We start from the raw sequence: 24,230 nt of genomic DNA on the forward strand, positions 1-24,230 counted from the left end.
CGGAACTCCGGGTCACCGAAGAGCCGGGTGTAGTTGTCCAGCCCGACGAAATTCGCCGGACCGAGCCCGGTCCAGTCGGTGAAGGAGTACCAGACCGACAGGGAGGCGGGCACCGCGATCACGACGACATTCACCACGAGCAGCGGGGTCATGAACGCGAACCCGATGAGATTGCGCCGCATCTTGGAGCGGCGGGCACCCCGGCTGGGCGGCGCGTGTGGCGCCTTGGCGCGGTCGGCATGGAGAACTGCCATGGCTCACGCGCCCTTCGGAGCGGGCACGGGTGGCCGCTCGCCGGCCTTCAGCTCCTGCTGGAACAGCTCGTCGAGCCCGACGCAGTAGTCCTTGGGGCTGAGGTTGCCGGTGAGCACCTTTTCCATCTGCTCGTAGATGTAGGTGTCCGACTTCGGCGGCCAGAAGGTCCAGGTGGTGTAGCCGATGTGCTGCGCCTGGCTGAGCGAGAGGTACTGCCGCTTGATCCGGGGGTCGATGTCCGCGGGGAAGGCACTCTCGGGCATCGTGACGGGCGCGGGTGCGACGCCGGTGGAGGCCAGGTAGCCCAGCTGGCGGCTGGGATCGGTGAGGACGTAGTCGAGCCAGTTGGCGGCCTGGTCGGGGTGCTTGCAGTCCTTGCTGACGGAGTAGGCGGTGCCGATCGACAGAGGCTGTACCTGTGCGGGCACTCCGCTGTTCAGGGACGGCAGGGGCGCCCAGTCCCAGGTGGCGTCGTTGCCGGCCGCCTCGCCGAAGTACGGGCCGATCTCGCTGAACGTCCACGAGCCGTTGAAGAACAGGGCCGCCTCGCCGCCCGCCAGCTGCTCGTAGATGGTCGTGAACTTGTTGGTGAAGTAGCGGTCCGTGCTGCCGCCGAACCAGCCCTTGTCGAACCAGCTCTTGAGCAGGGCGATCGCGTCGACGAAGACGGGGTCGGACCACTTGCGCTTCCCGGTGAGCGCCTCGTAGAGGGCCTCGGGCCCGGCGAAGGTGTTCCAGACCCAGGTCACATGCCACTCGGTGGCCGGCTTCCACTCCGCGTTGCCCGCGCCGACGGGCACGATGCCCTTGTCCTTCGCGTCCTTGCACAGGTCTTCGAACTCGGCCCGGGTGGTCGGCGGCTTCCATCCGTGCTCGCTGAGCGTGGCCGGGTTGAAGTAGATGGACAGCGTTTCGAGGTTGGCGGGGAGCGAGTACAGCTTGCCGTCCACGCGCGCGGCGTCCAGGGCCCAGGGCAGGAAGGCGTCCTGCCAGCCGAGCTTGTCCACGTACTCGTCCAGCGGCAGCAGGTTGCCGTTGTTGACGTAGCCCAGTGTCTGTGCCGGACCGGTGGTGGTGATGAGGTCGGGGCCGCTGCCCGAGGCGACGGCGGTCTGGGTGAGCCGGTCGATGGTGTCGATCTGCTTGATCGTGAGGCGGACCTGAAGGGCGTCCGCACCGGTCGCGGTCTTGTTGTAGGCGTCGATGAAGTGCTGCTGGAAGTACTTCTCGATGTCCTTGCTCGCGAACGCGCCCCAGAAGTTGATCTGGTTGCCGGAGGAGCCGCTCCCCGATCCGCAGGCGGTCAGAGCCGTCGCACCGAGGGCGGCGGCGCCGCTGAGCTGCAAGAACCGGCGGCGTGAGAGATGGGCAGACATAGAAGCAGCCTCCGAATTCTGGTGTCCGCTGTGGTACGGGCGGGGCCGGTGGAAAGTCATCTGTTGGTCACCAGCCGCACGGTGCGCTCGGCGAGATCCGAGATACGGGAGCGGTCGAAGCCGCGGATCGCGCTGCGCGCGGTGTCGTGGAACGGCTCGACCCAGTGCGGCGGAATCCCCTGCGCGCCGCAGACGATTCCCGCGACGCTGCCGGCGGTGGCGCCGTTGGAGTCGGTGTCCCAGCCGCCCTGCACGGTGAGCCCGATGGTGGCGGTGAAGTCACCGTCCCCCCACAGGAGGCCGGCCGTGACGAGGGCCGCGTTGTTGACCGTGTGGACCCAGGAGTAGTGGCCGTAGCGGTCCCCGATGGCCGCGCGTGCTTCCTCCCAGGTGTCCCCAGCCGCGTACCGGTCGAGGACGAATCGGATGGCTTCGGCCAGGCGGCTGCCGGGCGGAATGCAGGTCAGGGACGCCTCGACGGCCTGCCGGGCGGTGCCGGTGAACGCGGCGGCCACGAGCGCGGCCGACCACATCTCCCCGTACACACCGTTGGCCGAGTGCGAGAGCGCCGCGTCGCGATAGGCGAGTTCGGCTGCCGCTCTCGGGTCGCCCGGGTGGACGTAGCCGAAGATGTCGGCGCGGATCTGGGCGCCTATCCACTCCCGGTAGGGGTTGTCGACCTGCCCAGCCTGGCTGGGGTCGTGCCCGATCGCCAGGTTGCGGTAGGCGACCCGCTCGGCGGTGAACGTCTGGGTGTACGGCAGCCGGTCGAGCCACTCCCTCGCCACGTCGGCGGTGGTGAAGCCCAGTCCGTACTCCTCGATGAGGTGCAGGCCGAGAATCGTGTAGTCGATGTCGTCGTCCCGGGCGCTCTCCGTGATACGGCCACGGGTGGTGTAGGGCCAGAACTCACGCAGCTCGAACCCCTCGGGCATGGGGTCGAGGACGGGGACGTAGTCGCGCAGCGGGTACGCGTCGGCCAGCTGGAGGTACGTGCGCAGATGGCCGGCCGTCCAGTGGTCGCCGCTCTCGACCGGCTTGCCGAGGTTGCAGCCGGCGCACCGGCCGAGCCAGGCGCCGAGCATCCGGTCACTCAGCTCGGCGCCGCCGACGGTGGTCACCGGAGCGGCGTCGGGGAGACTGGCGAGGATGGCCTCAAGGCCCTCGGGCTCCTCGTACGCCCAGCTCTCGTCGCGGCTTGTCGCGTACAGCTCGTCGAGGATCCCGCGGGCCGCCGCCGGGTCGTCGCCGTCGGCGGCTCGCTGCCCGGCTTCGGCGAGATCGCCCAGCGCGAAGCCGCTCTCCCGCCTCTGTGCCAGCTCCCAGCGCAGCAGTTCACGCGGATCGTGGGGCTGGTGGTCGTGGTGCACCGTTCACTGCTCCTGTCGGTTCATGTACAAGGGGTTCTCAGGGGTCGGGCTCTCAGGCCGACTCCCGGCGGACCAGGGCGTTGGCGATGACGAGTTCCCGCGCGGGTTCGGCTTCCTCCGCCGTGAGCTGCCGCAGGAGAGCCGCGCCGCAGGCGCGCCCCACCTCACGGGCCGGGTTCACCACCGTCGTCAGCGCGGGGGTGACCAGGAACGCGGCGTCGATGTCGTCGTAGCCGGTGACGGCCAGCTCCTCCGGTACCCGGAGGCCGAGCTTGCGGGCGGCATCGAGGACGCCGATCGCGATGAGGTCGTTGGCGCAGGCGATGGCATCCGGCCGCGCGTCCCTCGCCAGCAGGATCTCCGCCGCCTCCCGGCCCGCGTCCCGGGTGAAGCCGCCCCGGAGCACCAGGTCCTCGTCGATGACCCGGTCTGCCTCTGCCAGAGCCCGGCGGTAGCCGGTCTCACGGAGATCGCTGGGACCGGTGTGCCGGCGGCCACCGATGTAGGCGACGCGCTGCCGCCCTTGTTCGAGCAGATAGCGCACGGCCTGGGCCATGCCGCCCTCGTCATCGCTGCGGACCAGGTCGCCGAGATCGGCGTCGAAGTAGCCGCCGCCGAGCCGGACCACCGGCATGGTTCTGCGATGGTCCAGCAGGTCCTTGCGGGGCAGTTGGAAGGCGGCGATCACGGCGCCGTCCACGCTGCGTCCCGCCATGTCCCGCAGGAACGCCGCCTCCTGCTCGCGGACGCCGTCGGTGTTGCAGGCCACGACGCGGTAACCGACCGGCACCAGGACGTCGTCGAGGCCGCGCAGGACCATCGGATAGAACGGGTTGGTCAGGTCGGGGACCAGCAGACCGACGGTCATCGTGCGGCGGGTCCGCAGTCCCTGGGCAAGTGAGTTGGGCTGGTATCCCAGCTCCTCGATCACCGCGAGGACGCGGGCCCTGGTGCGCTCGGCGACCGGTCGGCGCCCTGACAGGACGTGAGACACCGTCGTGACGGAAACCCCGGCTCGTGCGGCGACCTCTGTCATCCCGACCTGCGGCACCCTGATCTCCTTACAAAACGTTTTGCGCTTCGTGGCCGAAACATTCGACCCCGCACACCACTGTTGTCAAGAGGTAAACCGCGCATTAATTGCCAATCTCAAGACGATCCAGCGAATTCGTGGCTGAGTCTTGACGTCGGGCCAGGCATCGGTTTGAGTTGGCGCGCAAATCGTCTTGCATGACCCCACGGGGAAGCTAGGCAAGGAAGAGGCCAGTGATTTCATCGTTCGAGCGTGTGTACGGCGCGCTCATCGGACAGGCGGTGGGTGACGCGCTCGGGGCTCCGACCGAGGGCCTCACCAGGGCGCAGATCATCGACCGGTACGGGTGGGTGTCCGACTTCGTCGACGACGACCCGGCCGGTACCGACGACACCGAGTACGCCGTGCTGACCGCACGGATACTGCTGGACCATGACGGACAGCCGACCCCGGCCCAGGTCGGCGACGCCTGGACCGACAACCTGGTCAACCAGGTGGGCGGCTTCTACGGCGGCGGGTTCAGCGAGATGACCGCGATCAACAACCTCCGCGCCGGGCTGGCGCCGCCCGTCACGGGAAGCGACAACCACGAGATGTGGAGCGACGGGGCCGCGATGCGGATCGCGCCCGTCGGCATCCTCTGCGCGGGCGATCCGGTCGCGGCCGCCGAGCTGGCCGCCATCGAGGCCCAGGTCTCCCACGCCAAGGACGGGATCTACTGCGCCCAGGTCATCGCCGCCGGTGTCGCGGCGGCACTCACCACCGACTCCTGGCAGGACGTCGTGGAGGCCGCGCTCGCCGCCGCACCCGCCGACTCCTGGACGGGGCGGACCATCCGGCGCGCGGTCGACATCGGCTCCGCGAACGATGATCTGCCGACCGCCCTGGACGAGCTGTACGCGCGGATCTCGATCTTCCACTACCCGTTCGCCGATGTGGGACCGGAGGCGACGGCCCTGGCCATGGGCGTCTTCGTCGCCGCCCGGGGCGAGTATGTTCCCGCGGTGCTCGGCGGCACCAACATCGGCCGTGACGCCGACACCATCGCCGCGATGGCCGGGTCCATGGCCGGCGCGCTCCACGGTTCGCAGGCCGTGCCCGAGCAGTGGCGGCAGCGGATCAACGTCGTGCGCGGTCACTGCATCGCCTCGACGGCGGACACCGACCTCGCCGACCTCGCCCGGACCCTGCACGCGACGCTGCTCGCCAGGAAGGCCAGCTCATGACTTCTCCCACCGCTCAGGACGCCGTCCAGGAAGGGTCCAGCGCCATGACCGCCCCCGCCGCTTCCGCCCCGGACCCGCGCGATCGCGCTCGCGGCGCCCTGCTGGGCCTGGCGATCGGCGACGCGGCCGGACTGCCCGCCCTCTACCACCGGGGCGCCCGCCTCGGCGAGCCCCGCCAGTGGCTGTGGCACTTCGGCGCCGAGGCCGACACCAACCAGGTGCTGCGCTTCCCCCTGCCGTTCACCCTGGGCCGCCCCGAGCCGCTGGAACTGGCCGGGACCGACGACACCGAGTTCGCCGTCGTCGCCGCGCACATCCTCCTCGGCTCCACCTACGACGCGACGAGCGAGGAACTCTTCGCCGGCTGGCGGCAGCAGGTGGTGGACCGGGCCGACGAGGTGTGGTCCGGGATCGCCGAGCGCTCGTCGATCGTCAATGCCCAGGCGGGCCTCGTACCCCCCGCCACCGGGAACGACAACCCGGCCTGCTTCGACGACAGCGCCGTGGCGCGCGCGGTACCGGTCGGCATCCGTCACGCCGGGCACCCCGACCAGGCGGCCCGGGTGGCCACCCGTCTCGCCGAGATCACCCACGCCGACGACGGTGTGTGGGCTGCGGCGGCGATGGCGGCCGGCATCTCCGCGGCGCTGTCCGGAGCGGACGCCGTCGAGGCGGTGGCCATCGGGGTCGCCCAGATCCCGCGGGACAGCTGGCTCTCCCGCCAGCTGACGCGCGCCCTCGACCTGGCCGCCGCGTCCGCCACTCCCCTGGACCTTGTCGCGGACCTCAACGACCAGGTGGCCAACGCCTCTTACAGCTTCGGCACCGTCGCACCGGAGACGCTCGCCTCCGCCTTCGCGATCACCCTGTCGACCGGTGGGAACCCGGTCACCGCGCTTCCGCTGGCCGGCATGGTCGCCAAGCAGAGCGACAGCATGCCCGCGATGGTGGGCGCCCTCGCCGGCGCTCTCCACGGCGCCCACACCCTGCCGGTGCGCTGGCGCGAGAAGGTCGACCAGGTACGCGGCCACTGCCTTCCGCACCTGGCCGGCACCTCACTCATCACCCTCGCCGACGACCTCGTCTCGGCACGAGAGGGGGACGAGCCCGGCGCTGTGCAGCACGGTGCCGGCAACGCCATTCGCCGGCTCTGACGTGCTGCCTGGCCCGAGGTCCGGGGACTCCGGCTGGTTCTTCCGACCCTTCCGGGGTCCCAGATCATCGAGGTGCCCTGCGTCTCGTGTCCGGGCCACGGCGCGATGACGGAGAGGGGTGCCGGCGACTGGTGGTGCGTGAGCGGCCTCGCCTGCCTCGCCTGCCTCGCAGGCCGGGGCGTGGGCCCGTAGCGGGGTCATGATCGGGGGCTGTCCGCCGTACCGCTCGTGTCCAGTCGAGGCGACCGGTGACCGCGCCGGGTCTGTGGAGACCCGCCGGTCCGCGGCCTCGGCGAGCAACTGGCGGCTCTCCGTCGGCAGCGGCGCGGAGCAGCGTGAACTGGCGGATCTTCCGCTCCCGGCCGAGGACAGTCAAGGTCGCAGCCGTACCCGAGTCTGCCCAGTGGGCCGGGCTCGGGCACGGGCCACTGAGCCGGGCACAGGCACAGCCCCGTAGGCCGGGCACAAGCACGGACCGGTGGGCCCGAAGCGTGACGCCGCCCGCCGGTTTGACCTCAAGGCAGGTTGAGGTACGAGGCTGGGGTCATGGACACATGGCCCTCCGCCATCACGGGCACCCCCCTCCCGGCCCCGAACGCCGATGCCGGCGCCTCGGCACTCCGCTCCGGCCCCCGCCCCACGGACCACCGCTCCGACCGATGGTCCGGCGATCTCCTCGATGTCGACGCCTACCTGGAGCGGATCGCGTACAGCGGCCCGCGCGAGCCCACCCTGGCGGTCCTCCGGGACCTCCAGCGTGCCCACACCACCGGCATCCCCTTCGAGAACGTCCACGCGGTGCTCGGCCGCCCCCTCCCGCTGGACCTGCCCTCGATCGAGGCCCGCCTCGTCCACGGCCGGCGCGGCGGCTACTGCTTCGAGCACGTCCTCCTCTTCGCCGCCGCCGTGGAACGCCTCGGTTTCCATGTCACCGGCCTGACCGGCCGGATCAGCCTGGGCGCACCGAAGGTGCTTCCCCCCACCCACGCGTTGCTCGCGGTGATCACCCGTGACGACGACCGTACGTGGCTGTGCGATGTCGGTTACGGCGCCGGGCCGATGGGGCCGATCGAGCTGAGGGACGGGGCCCATGTCGAGTACGACGGTTGGCGGCATCGCCTGGAGCGCCGTCCCAGCACCCATGGCATCGGCCAATGGTGGATGTACCAGAGCGCTCCGGGCACGGGGGGCGACCCGGGCGAGGGCCACGGAAGGGCGTCGGCCGACTGGATCGACCGCCACACCTTCACCCTCACGGCCCAGTACCCGATCGACTACGTGGTCGGCAGCCACTTCGTGGGCAGCCATCCGCGCTCCCCGTTCGTCAGCCGCCTCTTCGTGCAGCGCCTGACCCCGACGGCCCACTACGGTCTTGACGACCTCACGCTCGTCACGACCCTCCCCGACGGCACGAGCACCCTCGAACGTATCCCCTCGAAAGCCCTCGACGAGACGCTGCGCGGCGTGTTCGGGATCGCCCTCAGCGAGGAGGAGACCCGCGGGATCGTCGCTGCGGGCTGACCTTGGGCGGACCGCGGAATGTGGTGGCGGGTGGCCGGTGCCGCCCGGGCACGCTGAGGTCGGGTGCGTCGAATGCGGCGCTCGGGCAGCCGGTGTCGTTTGACCTTGTCACCGTGTCAAGGTCTTCACTGCTGCCAAGGAGGTGGTCGCGATGACCATGACGAGACAGGACGTGGAGGCGGAACGGGTGCTCCAGGGTCTGGAGGACGGTCGTCCGTCGGTGCGGCTGCGGGCTGCCCTGGCGGCCGGTACGGTGCCTGACCCGCGCTTTGTCGACAAGCTCGTCGAGCGATGCGCGAGCGAGCCCGAATTCTTCGTCCGCGACATGCTGACCTGGGCGCTCACCCGTCAGCCGGTGTCACTGACGCTGCACGAGCTGCTCCGCGAAGTCCGCTCGGAGCGTGCGCAGGCACGCAGTCAGGCGCTGCACACACTGTCCAAGATCGGGGACGGCCGGGCGTGGCCCGCGATCACCCGGGCGTTGCTGTCCGACCCCGACGACGAGGTGGCCAGAAGCGCCTGGCGGGCGGCGGTCGTACTTGTACCGGAGGGCGAGGAGACCGCCTTGGCCACGGTGTTGGCGACGCAGCTCGGGCGCGGTGAGCAGGAGACGCAGCTCAGTCTCAGCCAGGCGCTGGTCGCACTGGGTGAGGTGATCGGGCCGGCCCTGCATGCCGCGACAACGGCCGCCGACCCCCGCGTACGGGCGCACGCGCTCGCGACACAACGGCTGCTGCGCGACCCGGACGCCGGATTCGCGTGGGCGATCGAGGAGGCCAAGCGCGTCGTGGCCCTCACCGGCGCCCCGCAGACGGACGATGGCAGCCGTGCTGATCGGTGAGGTGTCGAAACGGTCCGGGGTCAGTGCCCGCATGCTCCGGCACTACGAATCGCTCGGCCTGGTGCGGCCTTCGGGCCGTACGGGCTCCGGCTATCGGGAGTACTCGGCGCAGGACATCCGGCGGATCTTCCACATCGAGAGCCTGCGGTCGCTGGGGTTGTCGCTGCGTGAGATCGGGCGGGCGCTGGACGATCCCGGTTTCACGCCCTCGGCACTCGTCGACGACCTCATCCGTCAGACGCGCGAGCGCATCGCGGCCGAGACCGAGCTGCTCACGCGGCTGCGCCGGATCGATGCCGCGGATCCCACCGGCTGGGAGGACGTCCTCCAGGTCGTTGCGCTTCTCCAGGCGCTGGGGTCGCAGAGCGCCGACGCCCGCCAGCGCGCGGCGCTCTCCTCGGTCGACAGGGTTCCGGTGGAGGCCCTGGTCGAGGCGGCGCTCGGCGAGACGGAGCCGAATGTCGCCGGTGCTCTTCGCTGGGCGCTGGCGCGGTCGGGTGACGACGCCCCGGCGCTGCTGGCGAACGGCCTCGGCTCACCGGTGGCCGCGGTGCGCGGACGCGCCGTGCAGGCCCTCGCCGAGATGCCCCATGGTGCGGCGACCGCGCACCTGCGGGACGCTCTCACGGACCCCGACGTCGGGGTCCGTGGGCATGCGGCGCTGGCGCTCGGGACACGTGGGGTGGCCGAAGCGGTCCCGACGCTCATCGACATGATCGTGGCGGGCCGCAACGACACCGACGCGGCCGACGCGCTGAGCGAGCTGGCCGGGGGTACCGCGAAGGCCGATCAGATCGCGGGCAGGCTCGTCGACCGCCTGGCCGACGGCACCATGGAGGCACCCGCGCGTCGACGCCTGACCCAGGCGCTGGCGGGCCTTCCGGGGGAGACGGCGTCACATGCCCTCGTGAAACTGTCGGATGACGAGGACCGGGCCGTCGCACTGACCGCCGCGTACCTTCTCCAGCTCCGCGACACAGGGTGACATGCTCTCCCTGGGAGCCGGGGATGGCGTTGACGCTGTCCGGATCGGGCTCGGGAACACACATTGGACTTCAGCCGTCCCGCCCGGGATCGAAGACGAGTTGCTCGGCGCGTACCTGGCCGCTCTGGCCAAGGTGGAGGACGGAAGCGAAGAGATCGATCGGGGTGACGGTCATGGGGGTACGTCCGTTCTGCGGTCGTCAGGCTCGAACGGATCGGCAACACCCTGGACATCGAACGTCGGAGAAACCCCTTGCGGGAATACCCCCCGGGGGTATGCTGTTCCTTGAACACGGACAGCGTCGGCAGGCGCATCACACGGGTGGAGAGCACCATGAAGAACAATTCCGGCCACGACATGACCAGCCACAGCGGCCACGGCGGAGCCCGGCCGGGCGGGCTGTCGGTTTCCGAGGGCGGGTACACCCTCCAGTTCGACTCGACGATCCTGTCCACCGGGGTGCAGACCGTCACCTTCCGGGTGATCGGTCCCGACGGACAGCCCGTGACCGAGTTCACGCCCGAGCACGAGAAGGAACTGCACCTCATCGCCGTCCGGCGCGACACTGCCGGATTCCAGCACGTACACCCGGTGATGGACCGCAAGGGCACCTGGAGCGTCGAACTGGCCCTGGAACCGGGAGACTGGAGGTTCTTCGCGGACATCCACCCGGCCGGCCACGACGGGGCCATGACCCTGGGGATCGACGCCTCGGTCGCCGGACAGTACGACCCCCGGCCGCTTCCCGGGGAAACCCGCACCGCTCATGTCGGCGCCTACACCGTCACCCTCGACGGCGAACTCACGCCCGGCGAGGCGAGCGACCTGACGCTCACCGTCAGCCGGGACGGACGGCCCGTCACCGACCTACAGCCCTACCTGGGCGCGTACGGGCACCTGGTGGCGCTGCGGGTCGGTGACCTGGGCTATCTCCATGTCCACCCGGAAGGCGCGCCCGATGACGGCACCACCGAGCCGGGGCCCGAGATCACCTTCATGGCCACCGCGCCGTCGGGCGGCACCTACCGCCTCTACCTGGACTTCCGGCACGCGGACGGCGTCCGGACAGCCGAGTTCACCGTGCCTGCCACCGCGGCCTCTTCCCGCTCGGGCGCGGCGCCCCAGGCCGCGCCCGCGCACACGGACCACCGCCACGGGCACCACACGCACCACGCAGATCACGCGCACCGCTGAGCGGCAAGGGCCGGGCCACAGGCGCTCAACGAGCCGAGTACCCGCGGCCGGCCCCGCACTCCCCCGGCCCGTTCGCCCCACCCCCGCCGGAAGGACCGTCATGCCCCGTCTGACCCGACTCACGCCCGACACCGCGGTCGGCGCCTCGCGCGACCTCCTCGCCGAACTGGTGTCCCGCCACGGCCAACTCGGCGACATGGTCTCCACCATGGCCCACTCGCCCGCCGTGCTGGGCGGCTACCTACAGCTCAGCCGGGCCATGGGCCGCGCCAAGCTCAACCGCGCGACGAGCGAACGGATCTCGATCGCCATCCAGGCCCTACAGGGCTGCGGACTCTGTCTCGACGCCCACGTCAGCGCCGCCCGCGCCATGGGAGTGGACGGGGAGGAGATCGAGCGGGCCCGCGCGGGCACCTCGGCCGATCCCGCGACCGCGGCGATCATCGCCCTCGCCCTCCAGATCTACCGCGAGCCGACGTCGATCACCGACGAACAGGTCACCGCGCTGCGCGAGCACGGCCACAGCGACCGCGCGATAGCCGACGTGGTGGGCGTCGTCGCGCTCAACATCCTCACCGGCTCGTTCAATCTGCTCGCCGGGCTCACACCGGGGAGCGACACCGATGCGTAGCACCACACCGGCCCCCCGCCACGGGGCACGACCCTCGTCCCAGGGCCGTGCCCCGCCGCATGGACACGGAAGGAACACGCCATGCGACTGTTCGCCATCCGCGACTACCGCTACCTGTTCAGCGCCCAGATCATCGCCCTGTTCGGTACCGGGCTGACGACAGTGGCCCTCGGACTGCTCGCCTACGACCTCGCCGGGCCGCGCGCCGGCACTGTTCTCGGCACCGCACTGACCGTCAAGATGGTCATGTACGTGGTCATCGCGCCCCTGGCCGCCGCGTACGTCACCCGCTTCCCCCGAAGAACCCTCCTCGTCCTCCTCGACACAGTGCGCGCCGCGGTGGTCCTGGCCCTGCCGCTCGTCACCGAGATATGGCACATCTACGTCCTGATCGGCCTGCTCCAAGCCGCGTCCGCCGCGTTCACGCCGACGTTCCAGGCCGTCATCCCCGACATCGTCACCGACGAGTCCGACTACACCCGGGCCCTGTCCGCCTCCCAGGTCGCCGCCACCATGGAGACCCTGCTCAGCCCCGTACTGGCAGCGGCCGCCCTGGCGTTCATCAGCTTCGACCGGCTGTTCCTGGGCACCTCCGCCGGATTTCTGCTCTCCGCCCTGCTCATCCTGCCCACGCGCATCCCCGACGCCCGTCCCGGTGCCCACACCCGGGCATGGGACAAGGCGGCGGCGGGGATCAGGACATTCGTCAGGACACCGCGGCTGCGCGGCGTCATGGCGCTCAACCTCGTGGTCGCGGCAGCGGGATCGATCGTCGTCGTCAACACCGTCAACTACGTCCGTGACGAACTCGGCGGCTCGCGGTCGGACGTCGCGTGGATGCTGGCCGCCTCCGGCGGCGGAACCCTCCTGGCCGCCCTCGCGCTGCCCCGCGTACTCGACCGGATCGCCGCCCGCACCGTCATGACGACCGGCGCCGCGGTCCTCACCGTCGCCACGATCGCCGTCGTCGCCTTCTCCGCGGCCGACCTGGCCACCTGGACCGGTACGGCGCTCGTCTGGACCGTGATCGGCACCGGCATGGCGCTGATCATCACGCCGACCGGCACCATCCTGCGCGCCTCGGTCGCGCCTCCCGAGATCCCCGGGGCCTTCGCGGCCCAGTTCTCCCTGTCCCACCTGGCCTGGCTGATCACCTACCCCATCGCGGGCCGGCTCGGCACGAACGCCGGCTTCACCCTCACCTGGTCCGTCCTCGCGGTCCTCGCCGCGGCGGGCACCACCGGCGCCCTCCTCCTGTGGCCACGCCACGACGGGCCACCAGCCGCAACCGAACCGGCGACGCGCCTCCGCCCCGCGCCCCGGACGGACAGGTCCACCCTGACCAAGGCGGCTTGAGAAGCTCCCCCCACTCTCCGCCGACACCGCCCGACCAGGTTTAGCAACCAAGGTTGCTTCGGCTCGATTAGTCAACTACGGTTGCTTACATGTCCAGCAAGGATCCCGCGGACGCCCTCGCGGCCGTCGCCGCCCTGCGCCGCCTCGCCGATCAGCTCGAAGACGCCGCCGTCGAACAGGCGATGCGGTCCGGCTGGGGCTGGCCGCAGGTCGCCGAGGCACTCGGCATCACGCGCCAAGCGGTCTACAAGAAGCACGCCAAGCGGCTCATCGCCGCCGGAGTCACCTTGAGGAGGCGGGGATGAGCCGGTTCGACACATACCTCCAGTCGGTCATGGACCGGGCCGAGGCCGAGGCCAGGGAGGACAGTTCGGCGACCATCGACGCCCACCATCTGCTGCTGGCGGTGGCGGCCGGGGACGGCACCGACGCACAGCGCGTGCTCCACGCGGCCGGCCTGGACCACGTAGCCCTCAAGGACGCCCTGCGTCGGGAGTTCGCCCACAGCCTGGCCGCGGCCGGGGTGTCGCTCGGTGACTTCGACCTGCCGCGGGCCACCCAGGATCCCGCACGCCACCCCCGGCTGGGCGCCTCGTCCAAGCTCGCCATGGAGCGGATGGCCGCCGCGCACCGCAAGAAGGACCTGCGCTCCGGCCACCTGCTGCTCGGAGTCCTCCAGGCGGAGGTCGGCACGGTCCCGCGCACCCTCGCCCTCGCGGGCGTGGACCGGGCCGAGTTGATCGCACGGGTACGGAGTGAGCTGTGACCCCGGCCGCCCTGAGCGTCGAGGGGCTGCGTATGCGGTACGGCAGCACCGACGTCCTGCACGATGTGACCTTCCGGGTACAGCCGGGCGAGGTGGTGGCGCTCCTAGGGCCGAACGGCGCGGGCAAGACCACCACGATCGAGATCCTGGAGGGCTTCCGCACACCCTCGGCCGGTCGTGTGCGGGTGCTCGGCACCGACCCGGCACACGCCGACGAGCGGTGGCGCGCCAGGGTCGGCGTCATGCTCCAGTCCTGGCGCGACCACGGCAAGTGGCGGGTCCGTGAACTCCTCGCCCACCAGGTCTCCTACTACGCCTGCTGCGCGCGTACCCCGTGGGAGCCGGACGAACTCGTCGACGCGGTCGGCCTGACCGCCCAGGCGGCGCAGAAGATCAGAACCCTGTCGGGCGGCCAGCGGCGCCGCCTGGATGTGGCGCTCGGCATCGTGGGCCGCCCCGACGTGCTGTTCCTCGACGAACCCACGACCGGCTTCGACCCTGAGGCCAGGCGTGAGTTCCACGAGTTGGTGCGCCGACTGGACACCACGGTCCTGCTGACCACCCACGATCTGGACGAGGCGGAGAAGCTCGCCGACCGGATCGTGATCCTCGGCCACGGGCGGATCATCGCCGACGGCACGCCGCACGAACTGGCCCGGCAGATCGCCGGTGAGGACCGCGTGCGGTGGCGGCATGGCCAGCAGCATCACTCCCGGTCCACGCCGCGCTCGACCGAGTTCGTACGCACGCTCCTCCAGCGGCACGGCGAGGAGATCAGCGAACTCGAAGTCCACCGGGCCTCGCTGGAGCAGACGTATCTCGCGCTGGTGCACGAAGCGGAGCACGCGGCGGAGGCCTCATGACGACCTGTGCGCTGCGCATCGGCCTGACGCGTGGCCTGATCGAGCTGCGGCAGTCGTTCACCAACGGCGCGGAGCTGTTCAGCCACCTGCTCTGGCCCCTTCTGACGCTGGGCGCCCTGTGGTTCCTGCGCGACGCGGAGTTCGGGAGCACAGGGCTGCTGCTCGGCACCCTCGCGCTGCCGGGCATCCTGGGCATGAACGCCTCGTTCGGCATGGTCAGCATGAGCCAGTTGCTCACCGCGGACCGCGAGGACGGCACCCTGCTGCGCGCCAAGGCCACCCCCCACGGCATGACCGGCTACCTCGTCGGCAAGGTCCTCTCGGTCTCCGGCGGACTGCTGGCCGACCTGGCGATTCTCCTGGTCCCCGCGCTGTTCCTCATCGACGGACTCGACCTCGGCGCGGAGGCCTGGCTGGGACTCGCCGGGGTCGTGCTGCTCGGCATGGTCGCCACCCTGCCGATCGGCGCCATTCTCGGCTCGGTGTTCACCAGCGCACGCGCACAGGGGCTGATCCAGCTGCCCGTCCTCGGGATGATCGCCATCTCGGGCATCTTCTACCCCGTCACCGCGCTGCCGGAGTGGCTCCAGTGGATCGCCCAGGTGTTCCCGCTCTACTGGCTCGGCCTGGGCATGCGCTCCGCACTGCTGCCGTACGACGCCATGGCCGTCGAGATCGGGGAGTCGTGGCGGCACCTGGAGATGGTCGGCGTACTGGGCGCCTGGGCAGTCTTCGGCCTGCTCGTGGCACCGGTCGTACTGCGCAGGATGGCGCGCAGGGAATCCGGCTCCCGCATCGCCGCGCGCCGCGAACGGGCCCTTCAGAAGATCGGGTGAGACCAGGGTCAGCCGGAGAAACGCTGGCCACCCGGCTACGGCACGGAGTCCGCTGGAGGGGTGAGCTGCTCCAGAGCACCCCGCATGTCCCGGTTGAACCAGGCTTCCGCGCCTCGGCCGTACGCCTGCCGGGCCGGACCGTACGGCGTCGGCCCGTACCGTCGCCCGAGAAGGCGAGGTGCCGCGTATCGGCCGTACGAAAGCCTCGCGGCCGAGAGCGGGGGGAACTCCGGTCACCCCCGTGTGGTTTCGAGGAGTGCGGCGAGCCGCAGCAGCCAGGCGTCCTCGTGGGGACCGGCGATCAGCTGGAGGCCGACGGGCAGGCCGTCCACCTGCCCCGCGGGCAGCGACACGGCGGGAAAGCCGGTGCTGTTGGCGGCGGCGGTGAAGTGGTCGCCGATGTCGGGCCAGCGCAGTGTCCGCCCGTCGGGCAGCGGAATCGCGGTGGCGCCGATCGGCGGGGCGGTGACGGCGACGGTGGGGGTGGCGATCACATCGACCGAGCGGAGCGCGGTGCGCAGTTCACTCGCGATCCGTAGCCGCTGCCGGTGCGCGGCGCGTACCTCGTCGGGGGTCAGGCGTGCTCCTGCCGAGATGAGCGCGCGAGCGCGCGGATCGGTGGAGTCGTCCGTGACCGGGGGCCGCAGCGTGATCGCCGCCTCCGCGGCGAGTACGGCGACATTGGTGATCACCGAGGTGCGGGTGGTCAGCGGCAGCTCCAGGGGTACGACCTCGATCGAGTCGGGCAGCGCGGCGAGGGCGGTACGGCAGACCTCGTTCACCGCGGGGTCGGCGGGGGCGGTCCAGTCGACGGGCCAGCCGACCCGGACCCGGCGCCGTACCGGGGAAGGGACGGTGGGGAGGCCCGGGGTGGCCATCGCGAGGACGGTCGCCAGGGCCGTGGCGATGTCCGCGGTGATGACACCGACATGGTCGAGGGAGGGGGACAGCGGCACACAGCCGTCGCACGGGAGCAGATCGTACGTCGGCTTGAATCCGACGACTCCGCACAGCGCGGCCGGGATCCGTACCGAACCGCCGGTGTCGCTGCCGAGAGCCGCCGCCACGAAACCGGCGGCGACGGCGACGGCGGAACCGGACGAGGAGCCGCCCGCGATCCGGGTGTCGTCCCGGGGGTTGCGGGTCTCGGGCCGGTGCGGATTGCCGTCCAGGCAGACGGCGAGTTCGGTCATCGCGCACCCGGCCACCAGCCGCGCACCGGCCGACCGCAGCCGGGCCACCACCGCCGCGTCCCGGTCGGCGGGCGGGTGCGTCGCCGCTCGCCCCGCGCGGGTCGGGCGGCCCTGGACGTCGAAGTTCTCCTTGACGCCGATGGCCAGCCCGGACAGCGGACCGTCCGGGGTGAAGTCCGCGTGCCAGTCCGTCCAGGTGAGGGCGCCGAGACGGGCGTCGAGGCGGGCGGCTCGCGCCGGATCGACAGTGGCGCGGGGCGCGTCCGGCGCGATGCCGGGGAGTGCGGGCGGAATGGTCGGTGCGGGCAGCGTGGGCAGCTCCAGGCGGGGGACGGCGGCCGGGGCCGTGGGGGCGCGGAGCTCGGAACGGGGCAGCTCGGCCAGGCCGGTGCGCAGCGCGTCGAGTTCGGCGCGGGCGGCGTCGTCCAGGGGCAGTGGTCGGCTGGTCATCGGGGGCTCCTTGTCCTGCACGGGGACTGCTGGTCATCGCTCGCTTGCTGTTCGTGGACGGGGATCGCGGTCACCGCCCGCGTCCTGTTCGTCGCCGGGAGCTGCTGGTCATCGCCCGCCTCCCGTTCGTCGCCGAGGTCCGCCGATCACCGCCCGCCTCCTGCCCATCGCCGAGGACCGCCGGTCACTACCCACCTCCCGCCCATCGTCGGGGGCCCTCCGCCCGCAGGGCCGGTCCCCGGCCGACCGCTGTCCCGCAGGGGGATGGTTCCGGCCCCCTGCCACACAGCCGTCATCGGTTGCCCGCCGTCCAGCGGGTGACCCCGCCCACCACCGTCTCCCGTACGCCGATCTCAGCCAGGCCGTTCGGGTCCGCCGTGAGCGGGTCGTCCTCCAGTACCACGAAGTCGGCCAGCCGTCCGGGGGTCAGGCTGCCCTTGAGCTGCGCCTCCCCCGCGACCGTCGCCGATCCCACCGTCTGGATCCACAGTGCTTCCGCGGCCGTGATCCGCTGGTTCCCGCCGAGCACCACGTTGTCGGGGGAGGTACGGGTGACCATGTCCCGCAGGGCGATCAGCGGTTCGTAGGGGGCAGCGCTGTGGTCGGAGGCACCGGCGACCGGGATCGCGTGGTCCAGCAGCGTCCGGTGCGGGAACATCCGGTGCAGCCGTTCGGACCCGTACCACTGGAGCAGTTTGGTGCCATGGGCGGTGAGATACGAGCCGAAGGGGACCGCGGCCAGCCCGGCAGCCTTGATCCGGGCCGCCAGGCCGGGGCCGAGGACCGTGCAGTGCTCGATGCGGTGGACGAGCCCGGGGCGTGGGCAGGCCGCCTGGACCGACTCCACGATGTCGAGGAGCACTCCGATCGCCCGGTCGCCGTTGGCGTGGACGGCCATCACGCTCCCGGCCCGGTGGACCCGCTCGAAGAGCGCGTACAGTTCGGCGGTCGGCGTCACCTGCTCGCCGTGATCGGGCGGGTCGGAGTCGCTGAAGGGCTGCTCCAGCAGACAGGAGTGCCCGGCCACCGCCCCGTCGACGAACGCCTTGAACCCGCCGACGCGCAGCCAGGAGTCACCGAGGCCGCTGCCGACGCCGAGCGCGAGGAAGCCATCCGCATGGTTGGCGTCGATGAGGGCGTTCACCCGGACCGTCAGCTTTCCCCGGCGGCGGGCCTCCTGATAGCGGCCGAGCTGCCCTGGGGAGACCAGGGCGTCGCCGACCGAGGTGATGCCCGCCGCGTGGTACCGCGCGGTGAGCCGCTCGACACCCGCGATCCAGCCGTCCGTCGACGGTCTGTCCACGATCGCCTCGTCGCTCCACAGCAGCCGGAACAGCTCCGGTCCGTGCACCCGGCCGTCGGGCACCCGCGCCGGGTCGAGGCCCGCGAGCCGCAGGGCCGGGGAGTTCAGTACGGCGCTGTGGTCGGAGACATGCGTCACCAGAACGGGTGCGCCGCCGCCCAGGGCGTCCAGCTCGCCTCGGGTGAGCGCGCCGGGCGTGGTGCGGGTCTCGTCGTAGCGGTGGGCGCGGACCCACTGCCCGGGAGCCGCCGCCCCGATCCGGGCCGCCAGCGCGGCCAGTACCGCCGCCCGGTCGCCGAACTCCGCTGCCCCCAGATCGAGATGGTCGAGTCCGTCGGCCAGATCGCCGAGGTGCTGGTGGGCGTCGTTGAAGCCGGGGACGATCACTGCGGGTCCATGGTCGATGTGCTCGGCCCCGGGAAAGCGCGACCGCAGCTCCGCCGTCGTGCCGGTGGCTACGATCCACTCGCCGAGGAGCGCCAGCGCGGTGACGTCCCGGCCCGTCCCGGCCGTGCCGGGGGCACCGGCCATGGTGTGGACGCGGTGGGCGCTGACGATCCGTACGGGCTCCGCCGGCCCTGCGGATACCGGTGGAGGGGGCGGTGTGGGCGGCGCGTTCACGCGGGGCCGATCCAGGCCATCAGCGGAGTGCAGTTCTTGTTGTTCGTCGGCCAGTTGTCCACGGAGCACGAGGTGAGGACGACCACGGCCGGGCGCAGCATCCGCAGGGTGACCGAATCACCGGCCTTGGACGCGGCGGTCAGCACGTTGAGGGTGCCGTCCGGTTCCGGAGCCGAGTTCTGGAAGAAGTTCACCGGATCGGGCACCACCGGCAGGGTGACCCCGGCCGAGGCCGCCGCCGCGAGGAAGTTGTCATGGCAGTTCGGATGGCCGAAGAGCCCATCGCTCTCGTACAGCCAGCGGTTGCACGGCGGGAAGAGCATGTCGTGCCTGCCGGGCGAGTCATCGGCGGTGAACTCGGCCATGGGCTCGCCGAACTGATCGGTGAACGACTCCCCCACCCGGGGGAACATCCGCTCCAGCCGGTCCCTGGTGTGGCTGGTGGACAACCAGCGGCCGTGGTCAGCGGCGTCGATCACCCACAGATCACCGACCTGATGCCCCTCCACATCGGTGATCTTCACGAGCTCGCCCGGGGCGACGGTGAACGCGCGTCCCTGCTGCGGCGGAACCTCCACCGATCGTGCGGTCTCTTTCATTGCTGCTCCCCATCTCTTGATCTGTGTCGCTCGTCGCATTTCGCTTGTCGCTCATCGCTTGATCGGGACTTCTTGATCGAACCAGCCGAAGAGCAGGCCCGCCGGGCTTGCCGGGCGGTCGTCAGCCGGAGGTCAGCAGATGGTGGGCCACCCCGTCCCGGTCGAGATCCACCAGCACCCCGCGCAGGATGCCGTCGGAGTACTCACTGCCCGGGTTGACCGCGAGAGTGCGGCCCAGTCGTACATAGCCCCGGCTCTCAAGGGCCCTGCCGTGCAGTGACAGGACCGGCTGGTACCGCTCGACGATCTCGCGTACGGCGGTGCTGCCCGACGGTGCCACGATCTCCTGGCCCGCCTCGGTCCTCGGCCGCAGCTCCTCGTCCAGGACCACGGTGGCGTCGAGTTCGGAGTCGTACGGCGGACAGTGGGTGTGCAGGACGAGCTGGGCGCCGGAGCGGTCCACTGTGTCCAGCGCGGTGGCCAGCCGTTGTGCCAGCTCTTCCTCCGGCAGGTCCCGCTCGCACTGCCACGGTGTCGCGTTGGAGTAGCCGACGCCGACCAGCACCCTGCGCTCGTCCAGCTCCACGGCCCGGCCCTCGGTGAGCAGGGCCGCCGGGGAGGCGTCGATGAGCGCGTCCAGCGTGATGGGATCGTCGTTGCCGCAGCAGACGAGCAGCCGTACCCGGTCCTCCGGCAGCCGGTCGGCGGCCAGTTCCAGCCAGCGCCGCAGCCGGTCCGTGGCCAGCCGGTGGAACACGGCGTCGACGGCGGCCGGGTCGTCGTCCAGCGCGGCCAGTTCGTCCTGGTCGGTGCGGAAGGTGTACACGCCGATGTCCGCCGCCCGCTTCTCGAACCGGGCGACCTCCCGGTCGGTCCGCAGCTCGGCCGTGGTCCCGTCGAGCACCGCGTGCCACACCCCCGTCCGGTGCCGTACGACCGGCGCCATCCGGGTGCCGGTGAGGTTGCCGCCGAGAACCAGTACCTGTGCGTCGTAGGCCGAGGCCGCGCTCAGGAACTTGGTGAAGCAGCGGTCCGCGGCGCGCAGATCCGTCGCGAAGTAGAGCCTGGTCCCTGTCATGCCGGTCCCGCCGGTCTTGCCAGGGTCGTCGGTGTCGTCGGTATCGGGGGTGGGTTCATTCTCCGGTCAGCTCCTTGAACGCGGCGTCGAAGGGCAGGCCCCGGGCCAGGTGGATGCGTCGGGCAACGCCGAAGATGACGAGGCCGGCCACCCAGAACCCGGCGAAGAAGAGCAGGCCCGCGGTGCCGTTGGCGTCGAACGCGTCATTGGTGAGGAACGCGTACACCATCGCGGCGAGCATCAGCGAGGACGCCGCTCCGGCGATCACGATGAGCGGGATGCCGAGGACCCGGATGTCGGCGGCGGAGCCCCGGAACAGCCGGGGCCGCAGATAGGGGAAGGCGACAGCGGCCACCGAGACCGTCAGGAAGGTGGCGATGAAACCGAGGGTGGCCCCCGCCAGGAAGGTCACATCGCCGTCGAAGGTGTAGTACACCAGCGCCAGCACGGAACAGACCGCGAACAGCACCAGCGCGTTGACCGGTGTACGGCGGCGGCTGCTCACCGACGCCAGGCCCTGCGGCACGATCCGGTCGAACGACCAGGCCGAGAAGCAGCGGCTCATGGTGGCCGTCCCGAAGATCAGATTCCCGGTGATGAGACAGAGGAAGGAGACATTGACGACCGTGGAGAACAGCCATCCGGGGTGGGTGAGGACCGCCAGATAGGAGAAGTCGGGGGTCGACTCCAGCGGATAGCGCTCCGGCGCCGTCGAGGAGAGATAGTTCGCCGCGGCGAGGAAGTCGGTGCTCCAGACCCGGGTGGCGATCAGCGCCATGACGAGGATGACCGCGCCGCCGATGAGCGCCGACCCGTAGACGGCCTTGGGCACGGTCCGCCGTACGTTCTGGACCTCGCCGGTGGTGTACGTGGAGCACATCACGAACATCGTGGCCAGACTGATCAGTGCGACGGCCTGCACGGTGGGCGCGAACCCCTCCGGGCGGGACTCGAATCCGGCCTGCCGGGCGGATTCGATGATGCCGGTGTACGACGCCTGCTGGTCGACCGAGGCGACGAAGGTGTCATGACCGGCGAACGCCAGCACCGCCAGGGTGATCAGCAGCAGCACCGACCCGGCGTAGAACGCGCCCTTCATCAGGCGCATGGCGAACCGGGTGCCGACGATCACCGGGACCGTGGTGAGAGCGATGAGGGCCACGCCGACGAGCAGGACGACCCCCTTGTGCGCCATCGCGTCGACCCCCGCCGACCAGCCCAGCGAGGCGAAGAAGCCGGAGAGGTAGACGGTCGCGAACTGGTTCACCAGCAGGCCACCGAAGAGGATGTTCCACCCGATGAAGCTGAAGTTCGCGGCGAAGCCGATCGACGGATGGAAGACCCGGGAGACGTAGAGGTACTCGCCGCCCGAACGCGGCAGCGCGAGGGCGAACAGGACATAGACCGTGGCCAGCGCCAGTGCGGGCAGCATGGCCAGCAGGACGGCCAGCGGCAGGTTGGCGCCGGGGAAGGTGAAGGGCACCACGACGAGCGTGGCGACGGCGGCCACGAAGTTCACGAGCAGGATGTTCCCGATGATGGCGTCGGCACCGGAGATCTGCCGTACCACCCCCGTGGAACGCCGGACGAAACCCTGGTGGGTGCCTCGCACCCCGGGCGCGGTGGCCCAGCGGGACGAGACGGGAGCCGACGAGGCCCGGTCCGACGTGGCTCGATCGCGCCTTGCGGCGGTTCTCTCGCTAGTCATGAGCGCAGACGCTAGATTGCTCAACGATCCATGTCAATGGAATCGGAAAACTGACTAGAGGAGCAGACAAACCGCCCCTTAAGGCCGCCTATCCGCACGACCGAGCTATCTTGTTTGTTGAACCACATCACTCATACGATGGCCCGGTGACCAATCATGTGGCGGACAGGGCAGACGGTACGAGCGGGCCGGGCACATCAGCCGACGGCGACGGGATCGCGTCCGCCGAACGGGTGGCGGCGAGAATCCGGGAACTGATCCTGGAAGGGGAGCTGGCGCCGGGGCGCCGGCTGCGCGAGGTGCAGCTCGCGGCGCTGTTCGCCATCTCGCGCAACACCCTGCGCGAAGGGCTGCGCCTGCTGGTCACCGAGGGGCTGGTGCACCAGGAACTGCACCGCGGCGCGGTGGTCGCGTCCATCGACGCCGCGCGGGTACGGGACATCTACCGGGTCCGCCGGGTGATCGAACCGCAGGCCATCGCCGCGAGCGCCCTGCGGGACGACGCCCGACTGGAGGCCCTGGAGTCCGCCGTCCGGGCCGTCGAACGGGCCGCCGCGCAGAAGCGCTGGCGGGACGTGGGCACCGCGAGTCTGCGCTTCCACCAGGCGCTCGTCTCCCTGCTGGACAGCCCGCTGTTCGACGACTTCTTCAGCAGGCTCGGCGCGATGCTGCGGCTGGCCTGGGGGGCGGTCAGCGACGAGGTCGAGTTCGAGCGGCCGTGGCCCCAGCGGGACCGCGAACTGTACGAGCTGATCCGGCGCGGCCGGATCGACCACGCCCAGGGTGTTCTCGCCGTCTACCTCGACGACTCGGAGCGCATGGTCCTCGCGGTGCTCAGGGGCGCCCGGGGGCCGTCCGACTGACCCGCCCCGCCGCCTGGCCGGGCGCCCGCCTACCGGTGCCGCGGCCAGTGCGGCAGCGTCATTCCGTGCAGCCCCTGGTAGGCGGCGCGCCGGGGCGGGGCCCAGCCGGAGAGCACCCCGGGATCCGGGCGGTAGACCTCGACCCCGATCGGATGACAGGTGTCCAGCGGATCGCGGGCGTCGGGCCCCCACATCGGCACGGACAGATCGCCGCCGGGGCAGGTGGACAGCGCGCAGAGCAGATCCATCTCCGCGAAGAACTCGAAGTGGTCGCCGGGCCGCGCCGGGCACGGGCTCATGAAGTAGCGGTCCTCCTCATTGAGCCCGGTGCACTGGAACACATTGAGCACATCGTGGACGTCGAACTCGGTCAGTCCGTACGGCAGCACCGCCCGCACCAGGTTCGAATGGCAGTGGAAGTCGAAGTCCGCGCCGCTGAGCATCCGGCTCACATAGGGATCGCAGCGGGTGCCGAGCAGGTCGTGCACCCGGCCGCCGTTCCCGTCGCGTCCGTAGTCGGCGAGGGTGTCATCCGTAATCGTCAGCAAGGGGCGGAGGAACGGCAGATTCGACCACAACCGGTCGAAGGTGGTCACATGCGCCCGCTGGAGCTGGCGGGTCCGCGCGGCCCACAGCCGCTCCCGGGGGTCGCCGGCGTTCCAGACGTTCAGATCGCCGACCTGTGGTCCGTCCACCGTCACCAGCCTGCACAGATGCCCGGCGGGCACCTCCCAGGCACGACCCGAGCGGATCGGGATCTCGAAGGAGTCCACCAGTTCCCGGTCGGCACCGGCCACCTTCCGGTAGAACTCCCGGTCCACGTCCAGCGCACCGCCATCGTTCGACCGGTATGCCGCCTCTGCGCCCATTGTCTTTCCTCTCCACGTCCGATGGACCGACCAGCCTCGACTCACCGTAGCCATAATTGTTCCACAATCCAAGGCCGTATCCCGTCGGCATCGGTCCGACGTGCGGAACGCGATCGCGTCGGCGGGTAGTTGATATGGC

General features: G+C 70.9%; 22 protein-coding genes and 1 pseudogene. 13 read left to right on the plus strand and 10 right to left on the minus strand.

Going from position 1 to position 24,230, the window contains the following annotated elements; translation table 11 throughout:
* The 4 genes and pseudogenes from ACFXAZ_RS10500 to ACFXAZ_RS10515 all read right to left on the minus strand — a co-directional run.
* A pseudogene (locus ACFXAZ_RS10500) lies at positions 1 to 254 on the minus strand (sugar ABC transporter permease); the annotation flags it as partial.
* Positions 255 to 257: 3 nt separating this feature from the next.
* Positions 258 to 1,631 carry an ABC transporter substrate-binding protein gene (locus ACFXAZ_RS10505; protein ID WP_384587421.1) on the minus strand — a complete coding sequence of 458 codons (1,374 nt, stop codon included), beginning with the start codon at positions 1,629 to 1,631 and terminating at the stop codon, positions 258 to 260.
* A 56-nt stretch (positions 1,632 to 1,687) separates the two neighbouring features.
* Positions 1,688 to 3,001: an ADP-ribosylglycohydrolase family protein gene (locus ACFXAZ_RS10510; protein ID WP_384587423.1), complete on the minus strand. Its 1,314-nt coding sequence runs from the start codon at positions 2,999 to 3,001 to the stop codon at positions 1,688 to 1,690.
* A gap of 52 nt (positions 3,002 to 3,053) precedes the next feature.
* Entirely contained in the window at positions 3,054 to 4,037 is a 984-nt protein-coding gene (locus tag ACFXAZ_RS10515; RefSeq protein WP_384587724.1) for a LacI family DNA-binding transcriptional regulator, read from the minus strand.
* Positions 4,038 to 4,267: 230 nt separating this feature from the next.
* Here ACFXAZ_RS10515 and ACFXAZ_RS10520 point away from each other — a divergent pair, with 230 nt between their 5' ends.
* The 12 genes from ACFXAZ_RS10520 to ACFXAZ_RS10575 all read left to right on the plus strand — a co-directional run bounded on the left by ACFXAZ_RS10520 (position 4,268) and on the right by ACFXAZ_RS10575 (position 15,407).
* Positions 4,268 to 5,260, plus strand: a complete 993-nt coding sequence (locus ACFXAZ_RS10520; RefSeq protein WP_384587425.1) for an ADP-ribosylglycohydrolase family protein — start codon at positions 4,268 to 4,270, stop codon at positions 5,258 to 5,260.
* Positions 5,257 to 6,414: an ADP-ribosylglycohydrolase family protein gene (locus ACFXAZ_RS10525; protein ID WP_384587427.1), complete on the plus strand. Its 1,158-nt coding sequence runs from the start codon at positions 5,257 to 5,259 to the stop codon at positions 6,412 to 6,414. The genes ACFXAZ_RS10520 and ACFXAZ_RS10525 overlap by 4 nt, the downstream gene beginning before the upstream one ends.
* Before the next feature lie 546 nt (positions 6,415 to 6,960).
* Positions 6,961 to 7,935, plus strand: coding sequence for an arylamine N-acetyltransferase (locus ACFXAZ_RS10530; protein ID WP_384587429.1), 975 nt, complete (start codon positions 6,961 to 6,963; stop codon positions 7,933 to 7,935).
* Between the two features lie 151 nt (positions 7,936 to 8,086).
* The gene (locus ACFXAZ_RS10535) at positions 8,087 to 8,776 is read left to right on the plus strand and encodes a HEAT repeat domain-containing protein (protein ID WP_384587431.1); all 690 of its coding nucleotides are present in this window, start codon (positions 8,087 to 8,089) and stop codon (positions 8,774 to 8,776) included.
* Positions 8,763 to 9,761: a MerR family transcriptional regulator gene (locus tag ACFXAZ_RS10540; RefSeq protein ID WP_384587433.1), complete on the plus strand. Its 999-nt coding sequence runs from the start codon at positions 8,763 to 8,765 to the stop codon at positions 9,759 to 9,761. The genes ACFXAZ_RS10535 and ACFXAZ_RS10540 overlap by 14 nt, the downstream gene beginning before the upstream one ends.
* A 333-nt stretch (positions 9,762 to 10,094) precedes the next feature.
* On the plus strand, positions 10,095 to 10,955 hold the full coding sequence (locus ACFXAZ_RS10545; RefSeq protein ID WP_384587435.1) for a hypothetical protein: 861 nt from the start codon (positions 10,095 to 10,097) through the stop codon (positions 10,953 to 10,955).
* Between the two features lie 100 nt (positions 10,956 to 11,055).
* A complete protein-coding gene (locus ACFXAZ_RS10550; protein ID WP_384587437.1) occupies positions 11,056 to 11,586 on the plus strand; it encodes a carboxymuconolactone decarboxylase family protein in 531 nt (176 codons plus the stop codon).
* 81 nt (positions 11,587 to 11,667) lie between these two features.
* Positions 11,668 to 12,942 carry an MFS transporter gene (locus ACFXAZ_RS10555; RefSeq protein WP_384587439.1) on the plus strand — a complete coding sequence of 425 codons (1,275 nt, stop codon included), beginning with the start codon at positions 11,668 to 11,670 and terminating at the stop codon, positions 12,940 to 12,942.
* 89 nt (positions 12,943 to 13,031) lie between these two features.
* Positions 13,032 to 13,247: a hypothetical protein gene (locus ACFXAZ_RS10560; protein ID WP_382693649.1), complete on the plus strand. Its 216-nt coding sequence runs from the start codon at positions 13,032 to 13,034 to the stop codon at positions 13,245 to 13,247.
* Entirely contained in the window at positions 13,244 to 13,708 is a 465-nt protein-coding gene (locus ACFXAZ_RS10565) for a Clp protease N-terminal domain-containing protein (RefSeq protein ID WP_384587441.1), read from the plus strand. Before ACFXAZ_RS10560 ends, ACFXAZ_RS10565 begins: the two co-directional genes overlap by 4 nt.
* Entirely contained in the window at positions 13,705 to 14,571 is an 867-nt protein-coding gene (locus ACFXAZ_RS10570) for an ABC transporter ATP-binding protein (protein WP_384587444.1), read from the plus strand. The genes ACFXAZ_RS10565 and ACFXAZ_RS10570 overlap by 4 nt, the downstream gene beginning before the upstream one ends.
* Positions 14,568 to 15,407, plus strand: coding sequence for an ABC transporter permease (locus ACFXAZ_RS10575; RefSeq protein WP_384587447.1), 840 nt, complete (start codon positions 14,568 to 14,570; stop codon positions 15,405 to 15,407). The genes ACFXAZ_RS10570 and ACFXAZ_RS10575 overlap by 4 nt, the downstream gene beginning before the upstream one ends.
* A 233-nt stretch (positions 15,408 to 15,640) precedes the next feature.
* Here the strand turns inward: ACFXAZ_RS10575 and ACFXAZ_RS10580 are convergent, their stop codons facing one another.
* The 5 genes from ACFXAZ_RS10580 to ACFXAZ_RS10600 form a co-directional block, all read right to left on the minus strand.
* A complete protein-coding gene (locus ACFXAZ_RS10580; protein ID WP_384587450.1) occupies positions 15,641 to 17,050 on the minus strand; it encodes an amidase in 1,410 nt (469 codons plus the stop codon).
* Between the two features lie 292 nt (positions 17,051 to 17,342).
* Positions 17,343 to 18,884: an amidohydrolase gene (locus ACFXAZ_RS10585; protein WP_384587453.1), complete on the minus strand. Its 1,542-nt coding sequence runs from the start codon at positions 18,882 to 18,884 to the stop codon at positions 17,343 to 17,345.
* An 86-nt stretch (positions 18,885 to 18,970) separates the two neighbouring features.
* Positions 18,971 to 19,573, minus strand: coding sequence for a DUF1989 domain-containing protein (locus ACFXAZ_RS10590; protein WP_384587456.1), 603 nt, complete (start codon positions 19,571 to 19,573; stop codon positions 18,971 to 18,973).
* Between the two features lie 121 nt (positions 19,574 to 19,694).
* Entirely contained in the window at positions 19,695 to 20,651 is a 957-nt protein-coding gene (locus tag ACFXAZ_RS10595) for a hypothetical protein (RefSeq protein WP_384587459.1), read from the minus strand.
* A gap of 55 nt (positions 20,652 to 20,706) precedes the next feature.
* Complete coding sequence (locus ACFXAZ_RS10600) at positions 20,707 to 22,359, minus strand: APC family permease (RefSeq protein ID WP_384587462.1); 1,653 nt, start codon at positions 22,357 to 22,359, stop codon at positions 20,707 to 20,709.
* 146 nt (positions 22,360 to 22,505) lie between these two features.
* On the opposite strand from ACFXAZ_RS10600, the gene ACFXAZ_RS10605 reads away from it, so the two are divergent.
* Positions 22,506 to 23,222 (plus strand): GntR family transcriptional regulator, encoded by a 717-nt coding sequence (locus tag ACFXAZ_RS10605; protein WP_384587465.1) that lies wholly within the window; start codon positions 22,506 to 22,508, stop codon positions 23,220 to 23,222.
* 29 nt (positions 23,223 to 23,251) lie between these two features.
* On the opposite strand, the gene ACFXAZ_RS10610 is transcribed toward ACFXAZ_RS10605, so the two are convergent.
* The gene (locus tag ACFXAZ_RS10610) at positions 23,252 to 24,091 is read right to left on the minus strand and encodes an urea carboxylase-associated family protein (protein WP_384587468.1); all 840 of its coding nucleotides are present in this window, start codon (positions 24,089 to 24,091) and stop codon (positions 23,252 to 23,254) included.
* Positions 24,092 to 24,230 lie beyond the last annotated feature (139 nt).

The sequence above is a fragment of the Streptomyces sp. NPDC059477 genome (genome assembly GCF_042749375.1).
GTDB lineage: Bacteria > Actinomycetota > Actinomycetes > Streptomycetales > Streptomycetaceae > Streptomyces.

Excerpts from the sequence above, each read along its gene's own strand:
- ACFXAZ_RS10505 (WP_384587421.1), bottom strand. The coding sequence starts at position 1,631 with ATGTCTGCCCATCTCTCACGCCGCCGGTTCTTGCAGCTCAGCGGCGCC.
- ACFXAZ_RS10515 (WP_384587724.1), bottom strand. The coding sequence starts at position 4,037 with ATGACAGAGGTCGCCGCACGAGCCGGGGTTTCCGTCACGACGGTGTCT.
- ACFXAZ_RS10525 (WP_384587427.1), top strand. The coding sequence starts at position 5,257 with ATGACTTCTCCCACCGCTCAGGACGCCGTCCAGGAAGGGTCCAGCGCC.
- ACFXAZ_RS10530 (WP_384587429.1), top strand. The coding sequence starts at position 6,961 with ATGGACACATGGCCCTCCGCCATCACGGGCACCCCCCTCCCGGCCCCG.
- ACFXAZ_RS10535 (WP_384587431.1), top strand. The coding sequence starts at position 8,087 with ATGACCATGACGAGACAGGACGTGGAGGCGGAACGGGTGCTCCAGGGT.
- ACFXAZ_RS10545 (WP_384587435.1), top strand. The coding sequence starts at position 10,095 with ATGAAGAACAATTCCGGCCACGACATGACCAGCCACAGCGGCCACGGC.
- ACFXAZ_RS10550 (WP_384587437.1), top strand. The coding sequence starts at position 11,056 with ATGCCCCGTCTGACCCGACTCACGCCCGACACCGCGGTCGGCGCCTCG.
- ACFXAZ_RS10555 (WP_384587439.1), top strand. The coding sequence starts at position 11,668 with ATGCGACTGTTCGCCATCCGCGACTACCGCTACCTGTTCAGCGCCCAG.
- ACFXAZ_RS10560 (WP_382693649.1), top strand. The coding sequence starts at position 13,032 with ATGTCCAGCAAGGATCCCGCGGACGCCCTCGCGGCCGTCGCCGCCCTG.
- ACFXAZ_RS10565 (WP_384587441.1), top strand. The coding sequence starts at position 13,244 with ATGAGCCGGTTCGACACATACCTCCAGTCGGTCATGGACCGGGCCGAG.
- ACFXAZ_RS10575 (WP_384587447.1), top strand. The coding sequence starts at position 14,568 with ATGACGACCTGTGCGCTGCGCATCGGCCTGACGCGTGGCCTGATCGAG.
- ACFXAZ_RS10580 (WP_384587450.1), bottom strand. The coding sequence starts at position 17,050 with ATGACCAGCCGACCACTGCCCCTGGACGACGCCGCCCGCGCCGAACTC.
- ACFXAZ_RS10585 (WP_384587453.1), bottom strand. The coding sequence starts at position 18,884 with ATGGCCGGTGCCCCCGGCACGGCCGGGACGGGCCGGGACGTCACCGCG.
- ACFXAZ_RS10590 (WP_384587456.1), bottom strand. The coding sequence starts at position 19,573 with ATGAAAGAGACCGCACGATCGGTGGAGGTTCCGCCGCAGCAGGGACGC.
- ACFXAZ_RS10595 (WP_384587459.1), bottom strand. The coding sequence starts at position 20,651 with ATGACAGGGACCAGGCTCTACTTCGCGACGGATCTGCGCGCCGCGGAC.
- ACFXAZ_RS10600 (WP_384587462.1), bottom strand. The coding sequence starts at position 22,359 with ATGACTAGCGAGAGAACCGCCGCAAGGCGCGATCGAGCCACGTCGGAC.
- ACFXAZ_RS10610 (WP_384587468.1), bottom strand. The coding sequence starts at position 24,091 with ATGGGCGCAGAGGCGGCATACCGGTCGAACGATGGCGGTGCGCTGGAC.